The organism is Alicyclobacillus sp. SO9 (assembly GCF_016406125.1).
Taxonomy (GTDB): Bacteria; Bacillota; Bacilli; order Alicyclobacillales; family Alicyclobacillaceae; genus SO9.
Map to the genome: position 1 here is coordinate 1,406,857 of NZ_CP066339.1, position 23,197 is coordinate 1,430,053.

The 23,197-nt window shown below is 46.5% G+C and carries 19 protein-coding genes, 1 pseudogene and 1 riboswitch; of the genes and pseudogenes, 11 read left to right on the top strand and 9 right to left on the bottom strand.

Annotated elements, in window-relative coordinates; all coding sequences use genetic code 11:
• Window positions 1–4 precede the first annotated feature (4 nt).
• Window positions 5–1,147: a YeaH/YhbH family protein gene (locus GI364_RS06215; RefSeq protein ID WP_198852807.1), complete on the top strand. Its 1,143-nt coding sequence runs from the start codon at window positions 5–7 to the stop codon at window positions 1,145–1,147.
• Entirely contained in the window at window positions 1,144–2,439 is a 1,296-nt protein-coding gene (locus tag GI364_RS06220) for a SpoVR family protein (RefSeq protein ID WP_198852808.1), read from the top strand. The genes GI364_RS06215 and GI364_RS06220 overlap by 4 nt, the downstream gene beginning before the upstream one ends.
• 179 nt (window positions 2,440–2,618) lie before the next feature.
• Here GI364_RS06220 and GI364_RS06225 read toward each other — a convergent pair whose 3' ends face one another.
• On the bottom strand, window positions 2,619–3,359 hold the full coding sequence (locus GI364_RS06225; RefSeq protein WP_198852809.1) for an SDR family oxidoreductase: 741 nt from the start codon (window positions 3,357–3,359) through the stop codon (window positions 2,619–2,621).
• Window positions 3,360–3,585: 226 nt separating this feature from the next.
• On the opposite strand from GI364_RS06225, the gene GI364_RS06230 reads away from it, so the two are divergent.
• Window positions 3,586–4,656 carry a protein-glutamate methylesterase/protein-glutamine glutaminase gene (locus GI364_RS06230; protein ID WP_370541832.1) on the top strand — a complete coding sequence of 357 codons (1,071 nt, stop codon included), beginning with the start codon at window positions 3,586–3,588 and terminating at the stop codon, window positions 4,654–4,656.
• Window positions 4,657–4,762: 106 nt separating this feature from the next.
• On the opposite strand, the gene GI364_RS06235 is transcribed toward GI364_RS06230, so the two are convergent.
• A complete protein-coding gene (locus tag GI364_RS06235; protein ID WP_198852810.1) occupies window positions 4,763–5,653 on the bottom strand; it encodes a gluzincin family metallopeptidase in 891 nt (296 codons plus the stop codon).
• A gap of 304 nt (window positions 5,654–5,957) precedes the next feature.
• On the opposite strand from GI364_RS06235, the gene GI364_RS06240 reads away from it, so the two are divergent.
• The 4 genes from GI364_RS06240 (at window position 5,958) to GI364_RS06255 (ending at window position 12,287) form a co-directional block, all read left to right on the top strand.
• On the top strand, window positions 5,958–7,898 hold the full coding sequence (locus tag GI364_RS06240) for a PAS domain-containing protein (protein WP_198852811.1): 1,941 nt from the start codon (window positions 5,958–5,960) through the stop codon (window positions 7,896–7,898).
• A gap of 114 nt (window positions 7,899–8,012) precedes the next feature.
• Window positions 8,013–9,761: a methyl-accepting chemotaxis protein gene (locus tag GI364_RS06245; protein WP_198852812.1), complete on the top strand. Its 1,749-nt coding sequence runs from the start codon at window positions 8,013–8,015 to the stop codon at window positions 9,759–9,761.
• Window positions 9,762–9,800: 39 nt separating this feature from the next.
• Complete coding sequence (locus GI364_RS06250) at window positions 9,801–11,039, top strand: EAL domain-containing protein (protein WP_198852813.1); 1,239 nt, start codon at window positions 9,801–9,803, stop codon at window positions 11,037–11,039.
• A 132-nt stretch (window positions 11,040–11,171) separates the two neighbouring features.
• A complete protein-coding gene (locus GI364_RS06255) occupies window positions 11,172–12,287 on the top strand; it encodes a diguanylate cyclase domain-containing protein (RefSeq protein ID WP_198852814.1) in 1,116 nt (371 codons plus the stop codon).
• Between the two features lie 6 nt (window positions 12,288–12,293).
• Here the strand turns inward: GI364_RS06255 and GI364_RS06260 are convergent, their stop codons facing one another.
• From GI364_RS06260 to GI364_RS06290, 7 genes and pseudogenes are all read right to left on the bottom strand, one after another.
• Complete coding sequence (locus GI364_RS06260) at window positions 12,294–13,028, bottom strand: ABC transporter permease (RefSeq protein ID WP_198852815.1); 735 nt, start codon at window positions 13,026–13,028, stop codon at window positions 12,294–12,296.
• A gap of 36 nt (window positions 13,029–13,064) precedes the next feature.
• Window positions 13,065–13,784, bottom strand: a complete 720-nt coding sequence (locus tag GI364_RS06265) for an ABC transporter permease (protein WP_198852816.1) — start codon at window positions 13,782–13,784, stop codon at window positions 13,065–13,067.
• Window positions 13,785–13,818: 34 nt separating this feature from the next.
• Window positions 13,819–13,992 (bottom strand): annotated as a pseudogene (locus GI364_RS06270) (ATP-binding cassette domain-containing protein); the annotation flags it as partial.
• Between the two features lie 175 nt (window positions 13,993–14,167).
• Window positions 14,168–15,631: a sensor histidine kinase gene (locus GI364_RS06275; protein WP_198852817.1), complete on the bottom strand. Its 1,464-nt coding sequence runs from the start codon at window positions 15,629–15,631 to the stop codon at window positions 14,168–14,170.
• Window positions 15,628–16,410 (bottom strand): response regulator transcription factor, encoded by a 783-nt coding sequence (locus GI364_RS06280; protein WP_198853877.1) that lies wholly within the window; start codon window positions 16,408–16,410, stop codon window positions 15,628–15,630. Before GI364_RS06280 ends, GI364_RS06275 begins: the two co-directional genes overlap by 4 nt.
• A gap of 287 nt (window positions 16,411–16,697) precedes the next feature.
• Window positions 16,698–17,924 carry an MFS transporter gene (locus tag GI364_RS06285; protein WP_198852818.1) on the bottom strand — a complete coding sequence of 409 codons (1,227 nt, stop codon included), beginning with the start codon at window positions 17,922–17,924 and terminating at the stop codon, window positions 16,698–16,700.
• Window positions 17,925–18,095: 171 nt separating this feature from the next.
• Window positions 18,096–19,313, bottom strand: coding sequence for a glycosyltransferase family 2 protein (locus GI364_RS06290; protein ID WP_233096150.1), 1,218 nt, complete (start codon window positions 19,311–19,313; stop codon window positions 18,096–18,098).
• 155 nt (window positions 19,314–19,468) lie between these two features.
• Between GI364_RS06290 and GI364_RS06295 the strand changes: the two genes are divergently transcribed.
• From GI364_RS06295 to GI364_RS06310, 4 genes are all read left to right on the top strand, one after another.
• Window positions 19,469–20,155 carry an MBL fold metallo-hydrolase gene (locus GI364_RS06295; protein WP_233096034.1) on the top strand — a complete coding sequence of 229 codons (687 nt, stop codon included), beginning with the start codon at window positions 19,469–19,471 and terminating at the stop codon, window positions 20,153–20,155.
• 110 nt (window positions 20,156–20,265) lie between these two features.
• The gene (locus GI364_RS06300) at window positions 20,266–21,033 is read left to right on the top strand and encodes a Cof-type HAD-IIB family hydrolase (RefSeq protein ID WP_198852820.1); all 768 of its coding nucleotides are present in this window, start codon (window positions 20,266–20,268) and stop codon (window positions 21,031–21,033) included.
• Between the two features lie 95 nt (window positions 21,034–21,128).
• A riboswitch (cyclic di-GMP riboswitch) is annotated at window positions 21,129–21,215 on the top strand.
• A gap of 244 nt (window positions 21,216–21,459) precedes the next feature.
• Window positions 21,460–22,464 carry a fatty acid desaturase gene (locus GI364_RS06305; protein ID WP_198853879.1) on the top strand — a complete coding sequence of 335 codons (1,005 nt, stop codon included), beginning with the start codon at window positions 21,460–21,462 and terminating at the stop codon, window positions 22,462–22,464.
• An 81-nt stretch (window positions 22,465–22,545) separates the two neighbouring features.
• The gene (locus GI364_RS06310) at window positions 22,546–23,034 is read left to right on the top strand and encodes a glutathione peroxidase (protein ID WP_198852821.1); all 489 of its coding nucleotides are present in this window, start codon (window positions 22,546–22,548) and stop codon (window positions 23,032–23,034) included.
• Window positions 23,035–23,197: the final 163 nt, after the last annotated feature.

The window sequence follows — 23,197 nt, forward strand, 5'->3', positions numbered from 1 at the left end:
AAGGATGGCCACAGTATCGAGGGATGACTGGACACTGCACCGTAAGGGCCAGCAGGCACAGGCACGGCACAAGAATAAAGTCAAGGCGGCTATCCGAGAAAATCTAAAGGATGTCATCACTAATGAAGGATTGATTGTGCAGGACGGTCATCAGGTGGTTCACATTCCAATTCACTCCATGGATGAACCCCACTTTCAGTTTAACCGCTCCAAACAACAGCACATTGGCCAGGGGGAAGCAGAGAAAGGGCAAGTGATAGGACAAGCCGATGACCAAAAGAGAAATGCAGACGAGCCAGGTGATGGGCCGGGTGAGCGCGTATTTGAAGCCGAGGTGACACTGGACGAAATCGAAGCCATTCTGTTTGCAAATCTTGAACTGCCCAATTTAAAGCCAAAGCCGAAACAGACAACCCGAGTCTCAGCCGAGGAGTGGACAGACGTTCGCACGCGGGGTATTCAGAGCAATTTGGATAGAAAGCGCACCTTCATCGAAGCGCTGAAACGGAGCGTCAGAAAGCAATCGGCGTTTCAAATTAGCCAGGAGGACTTGCGTTTTAAGACGTATGATGAAAAAGATGAGCCGCAAACTGGGGCTGTTATTCTTGCAATGATGGATATTTCGGCTAGTATGGGTGAGTTCGAGAAGTATGTGGCTCGTACATTTTTCTTTTGGATGGAGCGATTCCTGAACAAGCATTACCCACAGGTTGAAATTCGCTATTTGGTCCATCACATCGAGGCCGCAGATGTAGCTGCAGAAGACTTCTACCGGCTCCGGGAAAGCGGAGGAACCAAGTGTTCTTCCGTCTACGAATTAGCACTTCAACTGATAGAGACCGAGTACCCGGCAGCCTCGTGGAACATCTACCCAATGCACGTGAGTGACGGCGACAATATGAGCAGCGACAACAAGCTCGTATTCGAAATGATTGAAACCCTGTGTCAACGTTCTTCCATGGTAGGCTACCTTGAAATTCAATCTCATCACTATCATTCGAGTCTCTCGAGAGTACTTGGTGCCCTTGCTAGTCCTGTTTTCCGCCAGGTTCGGGTTTCATCCAAGGAAGGTGTCTTGGAAGCCTTATCCCGCTTCTTTAGATCGGCGGACTCTTCTGAAAGCACAGAGGGGGTCGAAGGCATATGAGACCGGCAGACTATGAGCGATTTGAAAGAACGGCACAGTGGATGGAAGAACAGGCTGGAAAATGGGGCTTGTCACCATTTCCTATGCGCTATGAAATCTGTCCTGCGGACGTTGTCTACAGTATTGCCGGCTTTGGCATGCCAACCCGATTTGTACACTGGAGCTTCGGGAAGCACTATCACAGACAAAAAATTGGCTTTGACTATGGAATGTCAAGAATATACGAGCTGGTTGTCAACAGCGATCCTTGCTATGCATTTTTTCTCGACAGCAACACAATTCTTCAAAACGAAATGATTGTGGCTCACGTTCTGGGTCATTCGGATTTTTTCCGAAACAATGGTCGATTTCGTCATTCCAATCGACAGATGGTCGAAACCATGGCGGCGACTGCAGAGCGTTTTGAAAGCTACGAGCAGCGCTACGGTGTAAACCGCGTTGAAGCACTTCTGGACAGTGTCCTTGCCATTGCCGAGCACGTCGATCCATCTTTCTACTATCTTTCAGAGCAGGGAGGAGCAAAAATAGGTCCCAGACAAGTCGATGCAAACTCATTAGTGAATTTATCGGTGGACTTGTCTCAAGACTTGCTGCTGTTTTTAATGGCAAAGGCGAAGGGCCTGGAGGACTGGGAACGAGACGTCATTGCCAGTGTTCGCGAAGAGATGCTCTATTTTTGGCCGCAAATCGAGACGAAAATTATGAATGAAGGGTGGGCCACATACTGGCACACGAAGTTTATGCAAACCATGGACCTGTCCGGTGAAGACGCCATTGAGTTTGCGAAAATGACAGCTCAAGTTACTCAACCCAATCGTTTTCAACTGAATCCCTACAACGTAGGACTGGCTATCTGGGAGGATATCGAGCGCCGGTATGGCAAGGAAGAGATGTTTATTGTGCGAGAATCTGATTCAGACAGCGGTTTTCTTCGTAATTACCTGACGCAGGAGATTGTGGACAGATGCGATTTGTATCTGTATGAGCAACAACACAGTGAATGGGTTGTCGTTGAAAAGGACGTAAAGGTGATTTCACAAGTCTTGTTAAATGAGCGCGTTCACGGCGGTTTTCCTGTACTTCGCGTGAATGCGGACCAAACACGGGCAAAAGGAACTCTGGAACTGATGCATTTATACGAAGGTGTTGAGCTGGACGAAAAGTATATTCAAAAGACTCTTCCTCATGTGGCTCGGCTCTGGGGTGACGCTGTGTCTCTAGAGACGACGGTCAACAAGAAGAAGGTAAAATACGTATTTGAAGGTGGGAAAACAAAGACGGTTGCGAGCTAGCAGTTTAAAGTCCTTGTGTTCCTGCCCGTTGTTCCATGTCTGGGTATACTCTTGTTGCTATTCAGGAGGATGATACACTTATAGCGTCGCAAATGCGTAAAGGGAAAGACATGAACCGGAGCTGAGAGAGTTCTAAAGCTAAGGTGCATGGCCATCCCTTCACGTATTGTGCCAGACTGTTAGGACTGCTGTTTTGTCGGGCGGATAAGAATTTCATTGACTGAAGTTCGTTGCGGTTGGTCAATCGCATACAGGATTGCCTCGGCAATATCAGCGGATTGAAGTGCTTCTGAAGCAGCCCGTGATTTTAATGCAGAAAGAGCGTCTTCATCCGTGATGGTCGACAGCAGTTCGGTTTCAACCATACCGGGTGATATAATGGTCGCTCGTATGTTTGAACTTGAGGATAGTTCCATCCGTAGCCCTTCTGTAATGGCGCGGACAGCAAATTTGGTTCCACTGTACACTGCTCCGCCCATGCCAACTCGGTGGCCCGCGACGGAAGAGACATTAATGATATGGCCGCTATTTTGTTGTTCCATAATGGGTAGTGCAGCTGCAATGCCGTAAAGAACCCCTTTTATGTTGACGTCAATCATTTGATCCCACTCAGAAAGCTTTCTCTTATTCAGAAAAGAAAGCGGCATCAAACCGGCATTGTTTATCCACACGTCAACAGTTCCGTAGGTTTTCACAGCAAAATCTGCTAAAGACTGAACATCGTCTTTCGCTGTAACGTCAACTGCAAACTGTGTTGCATGTCCGCCTTCATTCACTATTTTTCGCACTGTCTCTTCGAGTCGGTCTACTCTGCGCGCGGACAATACGACCTTGGCACCTGCTTTTGCCAAGCGAACCGCAGCAGCTTGTCCGATGCCGCTGCTGGCACCCGTGATTACAATAACTTTGTTTTCAATCATGTCAAGAAAACTCCTTTATTCGTGTTTATCATTTGTTCCGCACTAGATACAATGGTATCGATTCAATGAGTGTTTGACAACGCATTTTGGCTTGGGATTGACACCGTATTAATCTTGCACAAGAATATGTCTAATCACGTCGAAGGCAGTTCGTTGACGCGTCATACCAGAACTTTGCTTAGGTTCTTCGAAAACTACTGTGTGACGCTAGGAGAAGGTGTGGATAGTGAAAATTAGAGTTCTTGTTGTCGATGACTCAGCGTTCATGAGAATGATGATTACAAAAATGTTGGAGTCAGATCCCGACATTCAAGTGGCAGGCATCGCGCGTAACGGTGTCGATGCATTGCGCCGTATCCAACAGCTCTCACCAGACGTGGTAACCATGGATGTAGAGATGCCTGAGCTGGATGGAATCAGCGCGTTGAAACGCATCATGATGGAGTCTCCAAAACCTGTCATTATGGTGAGTTCTCTGACAAGCAGGGGCGCAGATGCTACCCTGGAAGCACTGAACAGTGGCGCATTCGACTTTATTGCCAAGCCGGACAATCGGTATAACGATATTGCTGGTGTTGCAGAGGAGTTAGTAGCCAAGGTTAAGTTGGCAGCCCAAACCAGTTTACCAATTGCGGGGTCTCGACTTATTAAATTCAGCCGTTCTAACCTTACGGGCAATCGTTTTCATACGGCTGATGTACCTAAGCAATCGCACCAGGTTGTCCAATTGGTTGCAATAGGGACATCAACGGGCGGCCCGAAGGCGTTGGATGTAGTACTCAGAAGCTTCCCGAAGTCAATGCCTTGTCCTGTCCTCATTGTTCAACATATGCCGCCAACGTTTACGAAATCTCTTGCTGACCGTCTCAATCATGAGTGTGACATGGAAGTTGTGGAAGCACAAAACAATGAGGTTTTGCAAAACGGCAAAGCCTATATTGCTCCCGGCAATTTTCATATGACAGTTGTCAATGCAAGCGGAGAATTTCGGATTGTACTAGACCAAGCTGAAAAGCGTAATATGCACCGCCCCTCTGTTGACATATTGTTTGAGTCGTTGGCGTTGCTGAAAGATGTTTTCCGTCATTTGATAATCATGACAGGAATGGGAAGTGATGGTGCAAAGGGTATGTTGGCAGCAAAACAGTCGGGAGCTGTGACCATTGCCGAGGCGGAAAGCACCTGTGTCATCTATGGAATGCCTAAATCGGCAGTAAATCTGGGGTGTGTAGACAAGGTTATTCCTCTGCCGCAGATTGGTGCAGAAGTCCTTGCAATGGTGATGGAACAGCAATGACTGATTGAAGCCCGTTATGCCTAAACTGGAGTCGTTTTTGCCTGCACCTCCTCTTTCTGTTGAACCAGATGCTGGCCCATACGACTTTCGTTATTCATTACTGGTGTTATTCATTACTGGTGTATTCGTAAAAGAAGTGTTCGTAGTCCGTTATTGAACTGTGGTAGGTTTGTCTGTACGCACTCGCAAAAGATTCCTGACTTGAGGCGAAGACAAACTTTTGAAACGCCGCCAGACCGTAATCGGAAATGAGTTCGGAAACAGCGGCAAAGTCTTCAAATTCCAGGTTGTATTTCGTTTCTTTAAATATCTCTGCTTCATTTTGATTTAATGGAGCAATTCCGCTGGTTTGGGCAGCGTAATCCAAGTTGTAGTAGTTAGAATTGGAGAGTTGGCTTGAACGAGACTGATTGAACTTACTTTCTGCATTCATACCATTGTACCAGGCAAATCCTTCGTTGACCCACACAGGAACGGAAACCGTGTCTGCGTTTAGGACGGCATGAGTCAACTCATGAGTAAGATAATTTGCTAGTTCTGAGTTCGCGTAGTGAGATACTCCATTTTGGACATACCGGTATTTGTAGATAGGTATGAAGGCAGTCGTCTCATTTGCGAAACCGTTCAGTATAATTCCGTCTCGTGTGTTCGCCGCGAGTGGAAAGTATTTTTTAACAGCCTTTTTGAACTGGTCTCTACTATTAAAAAGCAGGATGTACAGCGGCTTGTTAATACCGTGGTTGATATCGGCATTGAGCGCCGGAATACTGTAGTTCTGGAGTATAAATATCACGTCATGAATATCGGACGGAGACACAGTTGAATCCGCTGTCTTAATGACTATGTTTTGGTTCAGAGAAGGTTGAAAGACAGACAACTGGTTCTCGGTCTTTTGAGTGGGCAGAGGTATCAGTTTTTGACGCCGTGCAGAGACGGTAAGAGTCGTTGGCACTAGCAGTATCAAACACGCAATCAGGACGCTGATGAACTTGTTCATATATGATTGCCTCCTCTATATCAGGTATGGCAGATACTCCCAATGGACGCTGTGTCTGATCTTAAAAAAAAGAAAAGCTTCTATACAAAACAGTATATGCGGAAAAAACACCTTTTCTTTACGTGAAATTAATATAATCTTAACATTTTCTTAATAATCAGTAATTGCTTTTTAGTAATGGCTTTTTAGACAGTTTCACCATTTGAATGCAAAGCCAGTGAACTGGTTCCATACAACGATGTATACGGCCGAATAGATGGAAGCCTGGGCTTAGGCAGCACTGGTGTTACTGCAGGAGAATGTCGTGAAGACAGAGAATTACGAAAGTAGCTTGATGCAAGTGGGAGGGGAACCGGAGATATTGTTTGCTTTGTATCAAATGGGGGACTGCAGGTTGACGGACGTCATGGGTAAGAGGGGGGAATGCGGGGTGGATGTTGACTGGTCGCAAGACAATCGGAAAATTGACGTACATAAGCTTATAAATCAATTTTCGGAGGCTTTTTTTGCGGTGGACAAGGATTGGAATTTCACCTTTCTCAACAAACTTGCGTGTGAACTGCTGGGTCGACACTGTAGTGATTTAATTGGGAAGTCCATATGGACCGAGTTTCACGAAGCGCTGGGGTCTGCATTTGATGACGAATATCACCGGGCTGTAGAAGAACGTAAAACGGTTGAATTTGAGGAGTATTATCGCCCGCTGAAGAAGTGGTTTCACGTACGTGCGTTTCCCGGTGATGAAGGATTATACGTCTACTTCGAAGATGTGAGTGTCAAAAAGGTGATGGAGTCTGAGATAAAACGCAGTCACCAATTGTTGTCACAGGCTCAGGTCATTGCAAACATTGGAATATGGGAATGGGATGTTGTGAACGATGAAATTACTTGGTCAGACGGTGCAATTCGTATCGGGCAGCACCCGCAGCCAACGGGGTCGTCCCATTACTTTTTAAATAACTTCGTGCATCCGGAGGACAGGCATTTGGTGCTTGCAGCCATGCAAAGCGCTTTAGCTGGCCAGCCCTGTGATGTTGAATATCGGTTTCTGCGGCCAAATGGGGACACACGTGTCGTCCATTCACAAGGAATGCTGCTTGTGGACGATGGAGGTTCGCCGGTAAGGATGATAGGCATTGCCAAAGATGTTACACAACGAAAAAAAGTAGAGGTGCAATTAAGGGAAAGTGAAGAGCGCTATCGTACGCTTGTGGAAAACTCTTTAAATGTCATTGCGGTAGTCGATGGTATCAAGTGGATTTATATTAATAAAGCGGGCATGAAAATGTTTGGTGCAGAGCATTTGGATGAGATTACTGGGAGGCCCGTTGCGGACTTTTTGCACCCGGATTACCGAGTGATGTGCAAAGAACAAACACGTTTAGTATTGGTTGAACAGAGACTGCTCCATTTAACAGAAATAAAATGGCTGACCCTGCAGCAACAACTTGTTGAAACCGAAGTTATTGCCGTTCCGTTGTCGTATCAAGGAAAATCCGTAGTCCAATTGATTATTCGAGACACTTCCGACAGGAGGCAGGCACAACAACTTGTCATGCAATCTGAGAAGTTGTCTGCGGTAGGCCAGTTGGCTGCAGGGGTTGCGCATGAAATTCGCAACCCCTTGACATCTTTGAAAGGTTTTCTGCAGGTCTTGCGGTCTGACTACGAAGGTGCAAAACTTGAGTACTTCGACATCATGGAACGAGAACTCAGTCGCATTGAGTTGATTTCCGGAGAAATGTTGATGCTTGCCAAACCTCAGGCTGTAACCTATGAGGAGAGAAAGGTTCAATTTCTTCTACAGGGAGTATTGGCTTTGCTTGAGACACAGGCTCACTTAAAAAGTGTTGAAATTGTAACGGAATACTACTCTAACCCGCTGATCCGCTGTGTCGAGACAGCCATGAAACAGGTGTTTGTAAATCTCATCAAAAATGCAATTGAGGCGATGCCGCATGGCGGTAAGCTTACGATTCGAATCAAAGAATCACACCAAAAGGCCTTAATTCAAATTGAGGATGAAGGGTGCGGTATTCCGGAAGACATTCTTGGGAAGCTTGGGCAGCCCTTTATTACGACGAAGGGAGAGGGCACGGGACTGGGGCTCATGGTCACACAAAAGATTGTCAAAGACCACAGAGGAACAATTGATTTCACTAGTCAAGTCGGCGTTGGAACTATCGTCAACGTGACTATTCCCGGGAGTGAAGACGTCATCAAGGTGTCTTCTGCCGGCGCTTAGCTTCTGATGTTTGCCAATCCACGTACAACGTATTGGTCTTTACATAAATTTTAGCAAACATTTATTGTTTATTTACGTTTCTAAAATATGATCCTCCATAGGGGAGGATGGAAAATGCGGAAATACAATGGCAACCAAGAAAAAAACACCAGGACATTTCAAAACCCGTTAAGAAACCTTGGGGTACAATCAAAAATCTTGATTTCGCTAGCACTCATTTCTATTTTCTCGATGTTAATCCTGAGTTTTCTGAGTCTGAATGTCGTCAACAAAATGGCTGCTCAATCCAGCCGAAGCAAACTGGGCTCCGACGTGAAACTGGGGCTTACACTTTTTGATAATCAATTTAACGGAAGCTGGGATGTCTCAAAAGGAACACTGTGGAAGGGCGGAATTAAACTAAATAACAATGCAGGGGTCGTACAACGAGTCAGTCAAGAACTGGGTGACGCCGTTACCGTTTTCCTTGGGAGTCAACCAGTGGCGACTAGCATCAAGAGCAAAAGCGGAGCAGCCCTCTCGACTCTTAATCCATCCGCAAAAGTAATTCAGGCAGTCCTGAAGCAAAAGAAAGAGTCAGTTGGGAAAGTGAGAATTGCAGGTACAGTGTATGAAGGTGCATACACACCCATCGTAAACAATAAGGGTAACGCTATTGGCATGTGGTTTGTAGGGGTTCCCCTAAATCGATTAATGACCCAAGAGCAGACCTTGAGGAATGAGATTATGGCGGTCGGTTTGGCGCTTCTTCTTGCAGCGCTCTTGGTGGGATGGATTGTCGCACGACGTATTGTCAAGCCGTTGCAGAAATTAGTGGAAGCCTCCCGGAAAATTGCCTCTGGAAATCTATTGAATAGAGTAGAACTACAGTCTCAAGATGAGGTGGGACGACTCGGAGAGAGTTTTAATGTCATGACAGAGTCGCTGCGTGCACTTATCCGGGAAGTTCACTCATCCTCTCAGCACTTAGTGTCGTCTGCTGAAGACTTGACCTCAAATTCCAAAAGCAACCTGAGTGTGAATGAACAAGTAACGGCCATTATGCAGGAGGCTGCAGCAGGAGCAGAACGCCAAGCAAGTGAAGTTGAAGTGATAGTTCAAAGCGTAACGGCCATTTCTGAGAAAATAGACATCATTTCAAGGACTTCATCGGATATGTCAGAGTCTGCTGGACAGGCCTTTGCGCTTTCAATGAGAGGAAATGAGTCGGTAGACACGGTTGTGCAACAAATGGATTCGATTCGTGATTCTGTAGACGCGCTAGCACAGAGCATCAAAGGCCTTGGAGATGAATCGTCGGCAATCGGCGAAATTATCAGGGTTATCACTTCAATTGCCAGTCAAACAAATCTACTTGCTCTGAATGCGGCCATTGAGGCTTCAAGGGCTGGTGAACAAGGGCGCGGCTTTGCTGTGGTAGCAGGGGAAGTCAAGAAACTTGCTCAGCAGTCTGCTGCTTCCGCCGAAGAAATTTCAGAGATAATCCATGTGATTCAGCGAGAAACCCGCCAAGCTGTTTCATCTGTGCAGGGGACTCTTGAAGAAGTTGCTGACGGTATCACGAAGGTTCATTCAACTGGGAACTTGTTTGCGGATATATCAAAATCGATACACGGTGTGTCGGCGCAGACAGAGGAGGTCGCAGCGAGTCTACAGGAAATGACTGCCGGAGCGGAGCAACTGCAGGAAGGCATTCAGACTGTGGCTTCGGTTATTGACACGACTACCAGAGGAATGAAAAATGCAAGTTTTTCGACTGGGCAACAATTATCGCTGCTGGAGAGGACTGCTTCCTCTGCAGCTTCACTCAATAAAATGGCGGAAGGGTTGGAGCAGCAGGTGAGTCATTTTAAAGTAAGTTGACTTGTAGAAGCTGCGAAAAGGGATCTCGAAGATTGGTTGGTGAACGAAATAATAGTATCAAATCCAGATCTGATAGATAAAATTCCGAGTCTCTTCAGAGACACCATGAAACAGTTTGAGGCTGCACATCCTCGTGTTGAGTCAGTTTTGTTTATCGACATTGTGGGTTTTAGCCGATTTGAGCAATTTCATGGCGGTAAAGCTTGTGAAGACGTGCTGCAAATATTTGAAGGCGTGTTGACAGGGATTCTTTTCGAGGGTTATTTACCTTGGTCTGAACTCAAACCAGTCCATTTATTTGATGATAGTTTCGCTGTTGTATTTTGCGGGAATATTGTGCGGCGTGTACACGAGGACATCATCCATAGATTTGTTCGAAACCTGGAAAGCAAGTTTCACGAAGCGCTTCACCGGGAAAACTTTGACCTTCTTAGTCTCCGTTACGGGAGCGCCTCAAGATCCGACGTGCAAAGCGTGAGCCAAGAACAAGTCGATTTGTTTACGCTTGTGACGCAAGCAGGGCGAATTGCTCGGCGATACACTGAAGTCGTCTCCCTTTCCATAGTAGAACAACTGCAGTACATCATAAACGAAAAAGCAGTTACCGTTCACTACCAACCAATTTGGGACCTGAAAGCAAAGACCATTATTGGTTGGGAAGGCCTTGTTCGCGGACCAGATAAATCTGATTTGCAGGCACCAAAAGCGTTGTTTAGTGCTGCGGAACGATGCGGCTGGTTACTTGATGTGGAAAGGCTCTGCCGTAATACGGCAATTCGTGAAGCCCGGATATCGGAGTGTGAGCGCCTGTTTTTGAATATTTCACCAAATATCCTAGCTGACCCGTCGTTTCGTCAAGGTGAGACATTGGCTGTCCTGAAAGCGACAGGACTTCAGCCAAACCAAATTGTGTTTGAAATTACTGAGCATCACGCAATCGAGGACTATCAAGCATTCTTGCAACTCGTCCGTCACTACAAAGAGCAGGGTTACAAGATTGCTATCGACGACGTGGGAGCCGGACATTCCGGTCTCGTCACTTTGATGCAAGTAAAACCCGACTTTGTAAAGATAGACATGTCGCTCATCCAAGGTATTGAGAGTGATCGTACGAAACAAGATATTGTACGAGCAATTCATCAAATTAGCATTGGCTTTTCGGGAGAAGTCATTGCTGAAGGCATCGAGACACCAGAAGAACTGGAGTGTGTTGAGGCTTGCGGCATTCCTTGCGGTCAGGGCTTTCTTCTAGGCAGACCAGGACCATATCCGCAATAACGAAGGTTAGAATCGACGGATCGATGGATAGAGATAGATAGATACAGAAGTAGAGTTAGATAGCGACATGGAGAGAATTCTGGGGTGGAAAGCGCTGGATTGGTAGAGAGTTAGCTGCAAGAGGGTGAGATTTTGACGTGGGACAAGGATGATAACCCTTCGCTGATAAACTTCGCATCCGAATTTGCGGAGAATTGGCCTGGGGATTTGCAGGGTGTTCATATGCATCGAAATGGGAATGCAGAGTCAATCGTTCGGCCCATTAAACAAGTGACTCCAGATACACCCGTATCGCAAATTGTAAAATACTTTACCGAGTTTGAGTATGAGACAGGTGTTGCTGTGGTCAGCGATAGAAAACCTGTTGGGCTGGTCATGAGGGAGAAACTGTTTCAGCGGCTGGCTTTTAAATACGGTTACGCGCTCTTTTGGAATCGTGCCATTTCAAATGTCATGGATGAAGAACCACTCATTGTGGAATTGACGACACCACTTGATGCGGTGTCTAAGATGGCCATGGAGCGGCACCGCGATAAGGTCTACGATTTAGTGATAGTGACACAACGATCTGAGATAAAGGGCGCGTTGACGATTCGAGATGTGCTCAATATTATCACGGAAATGCAGATGGAACTTGCGAGGGAGGCTAATCCGCTGACAGGACTGCCGGGAAACCGCCGTATCGAAGGAGAGATACAGCGGCGCATCAACCTAAGTCGTCCTTTTGCAGTAATCTATGCCGATCTCGATGGTTTCAAGTGGTTCAACGATGAATATGGATTCCTGAATGGCGATATGGTGCTTCGCTTTACTGCTGCAATGCTTCGTGAAACCCTGGGGAAAGCAGGCGACAGGGAAGGCTTCATCGGTCATATTGGCGGTGACGATTTCTTACTCGTGACAGATACAGTTTATACTTGGGATTTGACGCAGACCGTCATCCAGCGCTTTGATAGGGAAGTTTCCCGATTTTATCCTGACTTACCTAAGCGTACGGACTTGAAGCGCGAAGAGAGTCTGGATAGACGAGGCGTTCCGGTGTCGAGGCAAGGCATTTCTATCTCTCTGTCTGTCCTCGAATGTCGGGTCACCTCCTCTAACAATTTGAGTTTTGAAGTGATTTCCCGGTACGCTGGCGAACTCAAAAAGACCGCAAAACGTACATCTGGCAGTACCGCAGTGTGGCAGGTATTGAATGATACCGGACTTGAGAACAGTGTCAGAGCATTGAGTCACGATGACAAGTAACTGTGGTTAGGCACGAACATCCCGTCGAGAAAAATGAATCAGCCCAACAAGAGTAAAAACCACAGAAGACAGAATGACTGTCCAAACGGCTGTGTGAGTGAGATTCCATCCGCTTCCGCTGTCGCTCGGGAGCATTGCCAGCGCTGGCTGTACCCAAGGATAATAGGGGGAGTATGTTGACGAGTTAATAATCATGAGTGATGGAATGGTAAAAATGACGTTGACAGCAAATTGAGCACCAAAGCTTTTCCACCATGTTGAGACCCACAATTGTAAAGCTGCTAAAGGTATTGCGGCCACCCAACCGCCAACGAGACTTTTCAGCATAAGACTCCATGGAACAGGTCCATTGATGTGCAGTAGCACGGACCCTGAAAACAAAACTGAAAAGAACATCAGGATTTGGGATAAGGCAAGAAAAAACATAATAATTGTAAATTTGGCGGAGTAGATGTAGGTCCGTCGGACAGGCAAGGCCAGAATCTGTTTCCAGCCTCCCGCAAGGTGTTCAAATCTGCAGACCAACGACGTCAAGATACCAATCAGCAGCGGAAAGAGCAGCAGTCCATAGAAGGCTGCTGTTACGCCATAGGCGTCGTGCCAGGTAATTTGCTGATGTGGTGTGCGTCGAATGAACCCAATTGTGGTCAGGGACAAAACCGGGGATATGAGTAACGGGATCCACACGCTGGAGTAGCGTATCTTCCTCCACTCGGAACCTAGTACGGGTAAAAACACCATCAGTTGATTCCTTTCTACATTCACTCTATATTGGGTTTACTTTATTTCTTGGCGTTGAAACACAAGCAATCCAACGTTCACAACAAGTACTCCGAAGCCAATGCCGTATAAGACAAACACGGCTGAATAGTGGGGAGACACAGGTGAAGCGATGGCAGGATATACCCAGGGAACCCACTTTGGCAGAAGTGTTGTTGTACTGGCAATAAACCCGACGACGCCTGCAATGAGTGCGTAAACCTGGCTGTTAAAGAGTGTCGAAAGCAAGAGTTGGAAAGCGATTATTCCGTATGAAGCCAGGTATGGGTAAAATCCGTCCTTTAGAATTAGTGCCCAAGGTATTTGACGAGGAAGTCCAAGGCCTAGTCCGAGCAGCCATGTTCCCACAACAGCAAGCGTTGCAGAAACGGCAAGAAACGCGATGAGCCAGAAAAATTTGCTGAGGTATAAAACATAGCGGGGAACAGGGAGTACTAGGAACTGCTTCCACATGTGTCCTTGGTACTCGATGCTGTTCATCATAGATGCCAATACTGCGATACCAAGGACCAGTGTAGGAATTAGAACGACATTGACACTGTTCATGACGGCTCCCCACTTATCCGGTTGTTGGATAAGCCACTTGTAGCCCAGCGTAAAGCGCAGAGTGTTTACCAAAATGACACCAAAGGGGCCGAGAAAAACGAGAAATGTGATCCACGTTTTTCGAAGTTTTACCCAATCTGCAGCAATGGCTCTCCACCAAGGAGCCGACACGCGAAAGCACTTCAAGTTTGTGTTTGGGAAAGTCCTTATCAAATAGTCTCACACGGCCCTCAGTGGGACGAATTAGGCCAAGCAACATGCGAATGGTGGTTTTCCCAGCACCGTTTGGACCAAGAAAACCATAAATACTGCCTTTGGGCACACTCAGATTCAGTTTATTTACAGAGAGCTGGCGCCCGTACTTTCGGGTTAGATCCATTGTCTGAATCACAGTTTCACTCACACTCAATCACCTCATATCCAAGGATAGAGGGTCAAGTTTACACACTGTTTAAGGCTTCCTTAACAGGAGCTAAACTTTTCTGTGAACAGGAAGGTGGCAATTCAATAACAATGAAGGTATGTTGGAATAAGGATGTCAGCTGAACAAGTAGTCAATTTTTAAGTATTTCATTTTGCGGCGGCAGAGTAATCGTAATGTTTGTGCCCTCGCCCGGTACACTATGCACGTCAATTTGCCCGCCGTGTGACTCAATTAACTGCTTGGCAACGGCTGTTCCCAAGCCGCTGCTTTTACTGTGTTCCGGATTGGTATTTGTCCCGCGGTAATAGCGATCAAATAGGTGCTCTACTGTTTCTTCGTCCATTCCGCGGCCGTTGTCCGAGATGGAAATTTTGACTCCTGAATGGATGTAATCAAAGGCGTTCACGGGTTTCACTTGGACTTTAACGCTGGTTTCAGGTGGATTGTGGAGTACTGCATTGGACAGCAGGTTCTCGAGAGCTCGGCCAAGCCAATGTGTATCAAATGGATATATGAGGTAATCAGAATAGCTGTTGAAAGTGACCTCCTGATGCTCATGGGTCTCAGTATTTATCAGTTGGATAACGAGCCTTCGGACAAATTCCACAATGTCTTGAGGGCGACGTTCCAACGGCAGGTCTTCATTCTTTAGCCGGAACGTCAGATTTAAATCTTCGATTAGGTTCTCCATGTATTCGGCTTTTTCGGAAACAATCTTGGCAAACCCTCTCGTCTCGGCTTCCGTCCAGCTATAGTCGACTGCCGACAACAGGTCACCATACCCTTTGACCGTGGACAGAGGTGTCTTTAAGTCATGGGATACGCCTGTAATCCACTCTTCTCGGGTTTGCTCAAGTTTCCTGTACTCCGCCTCATTTCGGGCCAAGGTTAAAGATAAATTGTTGAGCGCTGCGAGCACTTCTCTATAAACCTGGTAAGAGCGGCGTATTTTACCAGACGCGTTGCGGCTTCTCGGAGTGCCGCTGGTATCCTTGGGTTCATCGAATGTGCCAGTTGCCAGACCTTGGAGCCATGACATCATGTGCAGCAAGGGAGCGCCGAGGCGCCGGCCAAACAAGAGTGCCACGAGCAGCGGCAGGCCGACTAGGGATAATCCAAACGCGAGGATGAGTTGAAGCAGAGATACTCCTGAATATGATTTGGCCTTCTCTCCAACAATCCACGTGATGGATTGTCCGTTCAGCTCTGCATACCACGTGTGGAGTGTGTAGCCCAAGTCGGATTTGCTGTGTTCGTAGACCAGGTACCCTGGACTATAGTGAGTAGGAATGTTGTTGGGAACGCGGTAAGCATATATTTGTCGGCCGTTTCCATCAAGGACTTGCAACCAATCACCGGCGTGAGCGACTTTGCTCAATACGGTTGGCGCAATGCTGACGGTACTGCCAGTTAGGGTTGTGTACTTCGGAATATGCTCCAAAATCGACGCAGCAGTAACTCGTTCCTTGGATGAAAAGTCGATGGTTGCTCGCCTCGCAGCGACCATTATTCCAATGTAGACGACGCTCTGCAATACCACAAGCAGTCCGAGTTGCAATAGGAATCTCATCGTCAGTCGAGTCTTCAGGTTCATAGATGGTCACCGGATTCAAGTGTGACTTTCGCTTTTTGGGGGGGATAAACAAGCTTGTATCCTAAACCTCGAACCGTAACAATGTATGAAGGGTTGCCTGGGTTGGCTTCAATCTTTTCTCTCAACCTACGAATATGTACCATAACGGTGCTGTCATCACCAAGACTGTCTGCACCCCAAACCACTTCGTAAAATTCGTTGCGGCTGAATACATAATTAGGGTGTTTGCAAAGAAATACAAGCAACTGGAACTCTTTTGCAGGGCAGTCGACATCTCGTCCATTGACCACAAGGCGCGCAGCGTGTTCGTGAATTTGGAACCGCCCCAAGTCAAGAACCTTGTCATCTTTCGTGGCCGCGGAGGTATGGTCTGTCGGTATGAACGTTCGCTCACCTGGGCTGTCGGGGGAAAGGCGGCGGCGCAGATGCGCCTTGAGCCGCGCTACAACTTCAAGTGGATTGAAGGGCTTTGTAATATAGTCGTCTCCGCCCATTCCGAATCCCATTAATTTGTCCAAATCGGAACTGCGGGCCGTCAGAAAGAGAATCGGAGAGTCTGTGATTTCACGCAGCTTTTGCGCGACGAGAAAGCCTTCCATATCAGGGAGCATTACATCCAGCACAACAATGTCCGGATGGGTCAAGTCACACAATTCTAGTGCCCGATTACCGCTATGGGCAACATGTACTGATGTGAAGCCTTCTTTTGCGAGCACAACTTTAAGCATGTCCACAATGGATTGTTCGTCGTCGACAAGCAGGATTGTCGCTTCTGACAGAGTTGCCATCTTGTCACGCCTTTGCACACTTGATGCTGGAAAAGGCAGGTCCAGAGATGCCGTGAGACTGTGATTCGTGAGACTGTGATGCCACGTACACACAGCAGTGTTTCTCTGTTTCCAGTATAGTGCATTTTCCTCTGTTCTATCGACCTATTGGAGAAAATGGACAATCTGGAGCTGTACGTCACGAGTGTACACTTATCGCTCCAATTATACTGCGCGGTGTGTCTGCTATTCGTCCGTCCAAGTCAAGAATCTTTATCGGCCATGTGGGGTGATGAAGGCTACATTTGCGAATCTCCGCTTCGAGACAAGCGAATTCTAAGCACAAATACGATTGCCAGCACACTGGCTGTCATGCTCACCAGGAACATACTGGAATAACTGCCTGACCAGGACACAACAACCCCGGTAAGTGGAGCTGCAATGAGTAACCCGGCTGCTTCCATAAGCGTATTGAGACCAAATAATCCGCCGCGCAGTTGTTCTTCTCGTTTCTCATTTTGGACAATTTGATGGAGCAAATCCGTAACAAGTGCAAAGGACACGGTTAGGTTGACAGCCCAGAAGACGCCTTCAATTGCAACGACAATGTAGACGCCTGTCATTGAGTGAATAAATAGTCCTGCGAGGCTGACCAAGCCGTATAGTCCCAAAGCACTGGACAACATAAGTTTAGGGGAAACCCGTTTGTACAATTTACCGACGACAAAAGCTGTTACAATGCCGGTTCCAGTATAAAGGGCCATAGCCAGAGCCGCATCTATTTGTTTGCCATGGGCAACATGTAACACGAAGAGTGTAAAAAAGGAGGCCATTGATTCGTAGGACAACCAGCTTAAAAAATGTACCGTAAAATACAGAACAAGATTTCTGTGCCGCAATGTTCTGTATGAGAATCTCGGTTTGTTTCTAGCATCCGTTTTCTGAACGACAGCCTCTGGTACACCGATTACAGTTGTCAATCCGCCGAGAACCATGATTGCTGACGTAAGAATAAAGGCTCCTGTGTGAGTAAAGGTCCAGACCATAGGAATGACAAGGAATGCTGCAAGATTCCCCACTAGCCACCATAAGTTCAAGTATCCGGACGCGACACCCCATTTGGACGCCGGAACAACTTCTGGCATCCACGCCTGATAAGGACTCATGGAAGTCTGTTGGAAAAGATAGAAGATGACAATGACTATCATTGCAAGAAGAGGTTGATGAAGAAAATAGAACAACAACCAAGCTAAAGCTGCCCCGGGAAGACAGATGGCTACATAGATTTTTCGGCGGAAACCAGGTTTCGTTGTGTGGTCGCTGAGCCATCCAGCTAATGGGTTCATAATCAATCCCAAGAGTCCTTCAAGGCCCAAAATTAGTCCAATGAGAGGCTGCGAAATGTGAAGATTCTGAAGCATCGGGCTCGTGAACACCTTATTTGCCCCATATCCTACATTGCGGCCAAGACCTGCCATGCCCAACAAGTGGATAGTACGTGATTTAAATGTTTTTTCTTTTGACACCCATGCAACCCCCTCATTTATCTGTATCTTGCTTATTACACCTATCCTACTTTTCTTTCATTAATCTTGCGTTGAGGTTTTCTTAAGGCTTTGTAAAACCAGGTGCTAACGTGGAAGTTTCAGGGTCTATCCGCGCAACTCAATATCCGGTCCAAACAAAAGGTCTATTGCCTATTTTTGCTTTCTTAGTTCACGCAGTGAGTAAAATGTGTCCCTCCAGCGAATACCTCCGTTTACAGCAGTAAGCATTGCAGCTCGTACGAGAATGCAACATAAAACTGGGGCTGACAATGGGACTGTGATGGACCACAATGCGGACACACCGCTGTACTTTCTTGTCATGTAAAACAAGTAGGTTTCCATTGCCCAGGCCAAGGCGAAAATACCTCTTGTCCATCCGGCAGACAAAATTGTACCAACGGCAGGCCCACTATAGAATAGAAGCATGGCTGCCATTGCTGACGAAAAATACCAATACCTATAGTGAAAAGGTGCCAAAGCGTTTTTTTCGAGCCCCAGTGTCATTTCAGACAAGGTTTTGTACCACTCAACGGACAGAAGATGTGTACCGCCTGCAAACACCTGCTTAAAACCAGCTTTCTTTATGACGGAGCCAAGCGCTAAATCTTCATCCGTCCGCATTGCCACGCTGCGGTGTCCGTCTACGCTGTCATAGGCTTGTTTTTGAATGAGATTAAAGGCCCCTATACCTACCGACGCAGATGAATGAGAAGAATCTGCATTTTGCGGCCTAAAGGCTAGAACCACGTTGTACAGAAAGAAGTAAACTACAGACCGCAGCCAAAATCCCTTTGCAATAATACGCGGTGATAATGCTAAATGAGTTATGTTTCTTGTTGTGACATACTTCATTGCAGTTTCCACTGCATCACGCGTAAACGCCACATCGGCATCCGTGAACAGAAGCCACTTTCCGTTCGCTTGCCGCGCAGCTGTCCACAAAGCGTATGTCTTTCCCAACCAGCCTTCCGGGAGTGTTGTATTGTAAATGACTTTTAACTGGGGCCAATTGTGCGAGGCTTCCTTTAAGACACGTCGTGTATTGTCAATTGATCTGTCGTCGACTACGATGACTTCCAGGTTTGCCCAAGTTTGCTCTCGCAGGGAAGATAGTGTGTGGGGAAGATTCTGTGCCTCATTTCTTGCCGCTAGTATGAGGGAGACTTTTTGGGAATAGAGACGGTTTTGGTCGTCCTCAGCGCTGGAGCCGGACAAGTCCAGAGCTGCTCTCGAAGGCTGTTTACAGTCCCATTCAGCTGACACATGACTATTTTTGAGAGCAACAGCTCTTTTCAGTCCTGGAAAAGATAGTATGGTAAAAATCATCCATGCTGTGAGAGTTGTTGCAGCAAGCAACCAGAGCCACATCACGTTTCGTACCCCCGTCCTTTGTAGACTTATTGTAGCGTATTCTTTCACACGGTGGTAATCTCGTTTTTTGATTTGGATTCGATACTTTCGGAGTTTACAATAGATGAAGAATTTGAAGGATAGTCTTGCAAGAAGGGGAGGAGAGGTAAGCTGTGAAAAGGATTGTTGATGGAATTGCGCTGCTGGATTTGTCCTTGAACTTCGGCGACAGACAGATGGTTATTCATCCAACGCTGTTGTGGGACAATGACGAGGCAGTACTTGTCGACACTGGCTTTCCCGGGATGTTGTCTGACATCAAGACGGAGATGGACCAGGCCGGAGTGCCTTTTGACCGACTGAGAAAAATCATTTTGACACATCAGGATTACGACCACATTGGCGGATTGCCTGACATTATCAATGCGTTGGACCATACGGTAGAAGTGTGTGCACATAAGGACGATGCGCCTTATATTGAGGGAGAAAGACTTTTAATCAAGCACGACCCGTCCCGTGGTACACCTCCTCAAGCTAAGGTAAATACCTTACTTCAGGATGGAGAACTACTCTCTCTGCTGGGCGGGTTGCAAGTTATCTTTAGTCCAGGGCATACGCCTGGACACATAAGTCTGTATCACCCAGAGAGCAAGACCTTGATTACAGGGGATGCTATTGTTTCCGAAGAAGGAAAGTTGTTGGGTCCCAACGAAAAGTTTACACCAGATATGTCTCTGGCCTGGAAATCGATTGCAAAGTTCACAGCATTTAACGTGGAAACAGCCTTGTGTTATCACGGCGGCGTGTGTAATGAGGATGTTAATAAACAGTTTGCTGACCTTGCACAGGCGCATAGTTAATCTCGTTTACGCAGCCGGAAACACTCAGTACAGTCACAGTACCACGGAACTTATATCGTTTCGTGGTACAATTTTGAACGGAGAAAATACTATTGCAAGGGTGGACGCATTTGATAAAAACCGTGTTTTTTGATATCGATGGTACCCTGGTAAACTGGCAAGGGAACCTGTTGCAAAGCACGAAGAGAGCCGTTTTGCAGTTAAGAGAGAATGGCGTTACTCCTGTCATTGCATCCGCCCGTCCTGCTTTTAACATTTACGGATTGATGCAGGAACTTGGAATTGCTTCGTATGTAGCCCTTAACGGCAGCTTAGTGGTATACGAGAACGAGACGATTTATCGAAGTGTGATTCAGTCGTCAACTGTGGATGCGATACGTAAGTTAGTGCTGCAACAGAGTGATTCATTGGTGACTTGTACATCAGATGGTTTCGAAATTGCCAGTCGTGACAGAACGGACATATTGGAAAATTACATGCGCAAATGGGATATGAGCAAGGAGTGTGCCGGCGGTTGCGAAGGGGACGTTCTGCAGCTCGAAGTGATGTGTTCTTCAGAGGGAATTCGTCTGTATACAGAGGGAAACCGACTTGATTTTTATCCGTGGGGGTCTAGAGAAGATGCTTTCAACGCCGTGAACAGGGGAATTTCAAAGGCCTCAGGGATAGAAAAGCTGCTGGCCGTTCTCCATCAGGACAGGTCGGAAGCTGCTGCATTTGGCGACGGCATCAATGACATTGAAATGATGTCAGCAGTGGGTATCGGCGTAGCCATGGGAAATGCGGTCGATGAATTGAAGCACAGGGCCAGTTTTGTAACATTGGATGTAAATGAGGGCGGTATAGCTCACGCACTTGAGAAACTGGGACTTATATAGGTCTGAAGCCAAGTGTGTCCAACAGAGTTGCATGGAAAATACCTGTCGTAGTATTTTGTTAAATTTTCTAGTAAGATGAACACATTAAGAGGAACAGATAGAACGAGCAAACACACCGAAAGGTATGGACGCAAAGCCACGGGTCTACAGGTATCACTGCCCAGGACAGCCGGGTTGCTCCCCTTACACAAGCCAACGGATAAATATCCGTGAAGAAAATTCCTAAAAGACATTCGTTCCTTAGTCGTGATGAACTCACGCTTATAGTACTATAAATAGCACAGTCTAACTCTCTTTCCCGATTATGTTTGTGACGATACCAGAGTCATAAGTGACCGATGGGATACGCCTGTTTGTCGGCTTTTTACGGACAACGAAGAGATGCAGTGCATAAGTTAACGCAGTAATTCAAGTGAAAGGTAGATGATGAGCATTCAAGGGAACCTAAATAATTGGAAACGGCAGATTGCTCCTTTCGAGCAGTGTCATCGTGGAAAGAGCTTGTGGCAACTTGCAACGACAATTATTCCCTTTTTTCTGTTATGGTACCTTGCCTTTGAGAGCCTAGCTGTCTCCACCGTTCTCGCATTATTGCTTACGATTCCAACTGCGGGATTTGCTGTGAGGACGTTCATTATTTTTCATGACTGCTGCCATGGAGCCTTTTTTAAGACAAGAAGAGCCAATGCGGTTGTAGGAATCTTAACGGGACTTGTTGTGATGTTTCCATTTTACCGTTGGAAACGTGAGCATTCAATTCATCATGCCACCAGCGGGAACTTGACGAGAAAGGGAGTCGGGGATATTTGGACACTCACAGTGGATGAATACGCTGCGGCTTCTCCGCGGCGTCGGTTGGCTTACCGGCTCTATAGAAATCCCCTGATTCTCTTTGGTTTGGGCCCCTTCTACATGCTGTTAGTTAACTATCGATTTAACAAAAGGAATGCAGGGGTAAAAGAGAGAGTAAATACCTATGCTACAAATGCGGTACTGCTACTCATCATTGCCATCCTTGGCTCCGTATTAGGATGGAATCGGTTTTTAATTGTGGAAGGGCCTGTTTTGTATCTCTCAGGTATGCTAGGAATTTGGTTGTTTTATGTTCAGCATCAGTTTGAAACAACGTACTTTGAACAAGAAGACAATTGGAGCTTTTTTCAAGCAGCGATGCACGGAAGTTCCTTTTACGATTTGCCTAAAGTATTGAACTGGATAACTGGAAACATAGGTTACCACCATATCCACCACTTGAGTTCACGGATACCTAATTATAATCTTCAGGATTTGTATCGAAGTGACACAGCGTTTCAACAGGTTCCACGTGTCGGGATAAGATTGAGTTTTAGAGCTTTGGGATATCGGTTATGGGATGAAAAAAAGAAGCAGTTTATTAATTTTAAGAATGTTAATAAATTGTTAAAGGAGTAAAATAGTATACATGCAATTGTTTATGCTCGATATTATATCGAGCTTTTTTTGAATCCATATTAATGAGGAGGAGCTCCTACCATGACCGTGTATGATTTCGCCGCCAACCGGATTGACGGAAGTGAGCAGTCCCTAGCCGACTATAGTGGAAAAGTCTTACTGATTGTAAACACAGCCAGCAAATGTGGGTTCACCCCGCAATACGAAGGGCTGCAGGCGATCTATCAGTCTTATCGTCAACAAGGTTTTGAGATTCTTGGGTTTCCATGCAATCAATTTGGCAAGCAAGAACCTGGGAACAGCACTGAGATTCAAGAATTCTGTAGTCTAAATTACCAGGTGAGTTTTCCGATGTTTGAAAAGATTGATGTCAACGGTGAGGAGGCTCATCCACTCTATCGCTATCTTAAGTCCAATGCTCCAGGTATACTTGGCAGTGAGAGGATTAAATGGAACTTTACAAAGTTTCTGGTCAATCGTGATGGGCATGTGGTCAAGCGCTACGCCTCGGCCGTCAAGCCTGCCGACATGGGATTAGACATCGAGAAATTGCTTAAAGCGGGTAATTGAGAATTCTGCATCGGCATCTGGGTTATCGCCAAAAAATATCGACTATCCTTCAACTCCTCGAACCAACTGCAACTGGTCAGCTTAATTTGTTTGGACACGGCCCTTGAAGACACCCCTTGCGGATAAATCATGAAGACAAGGCTCATACTCTGCGTAGTAATCA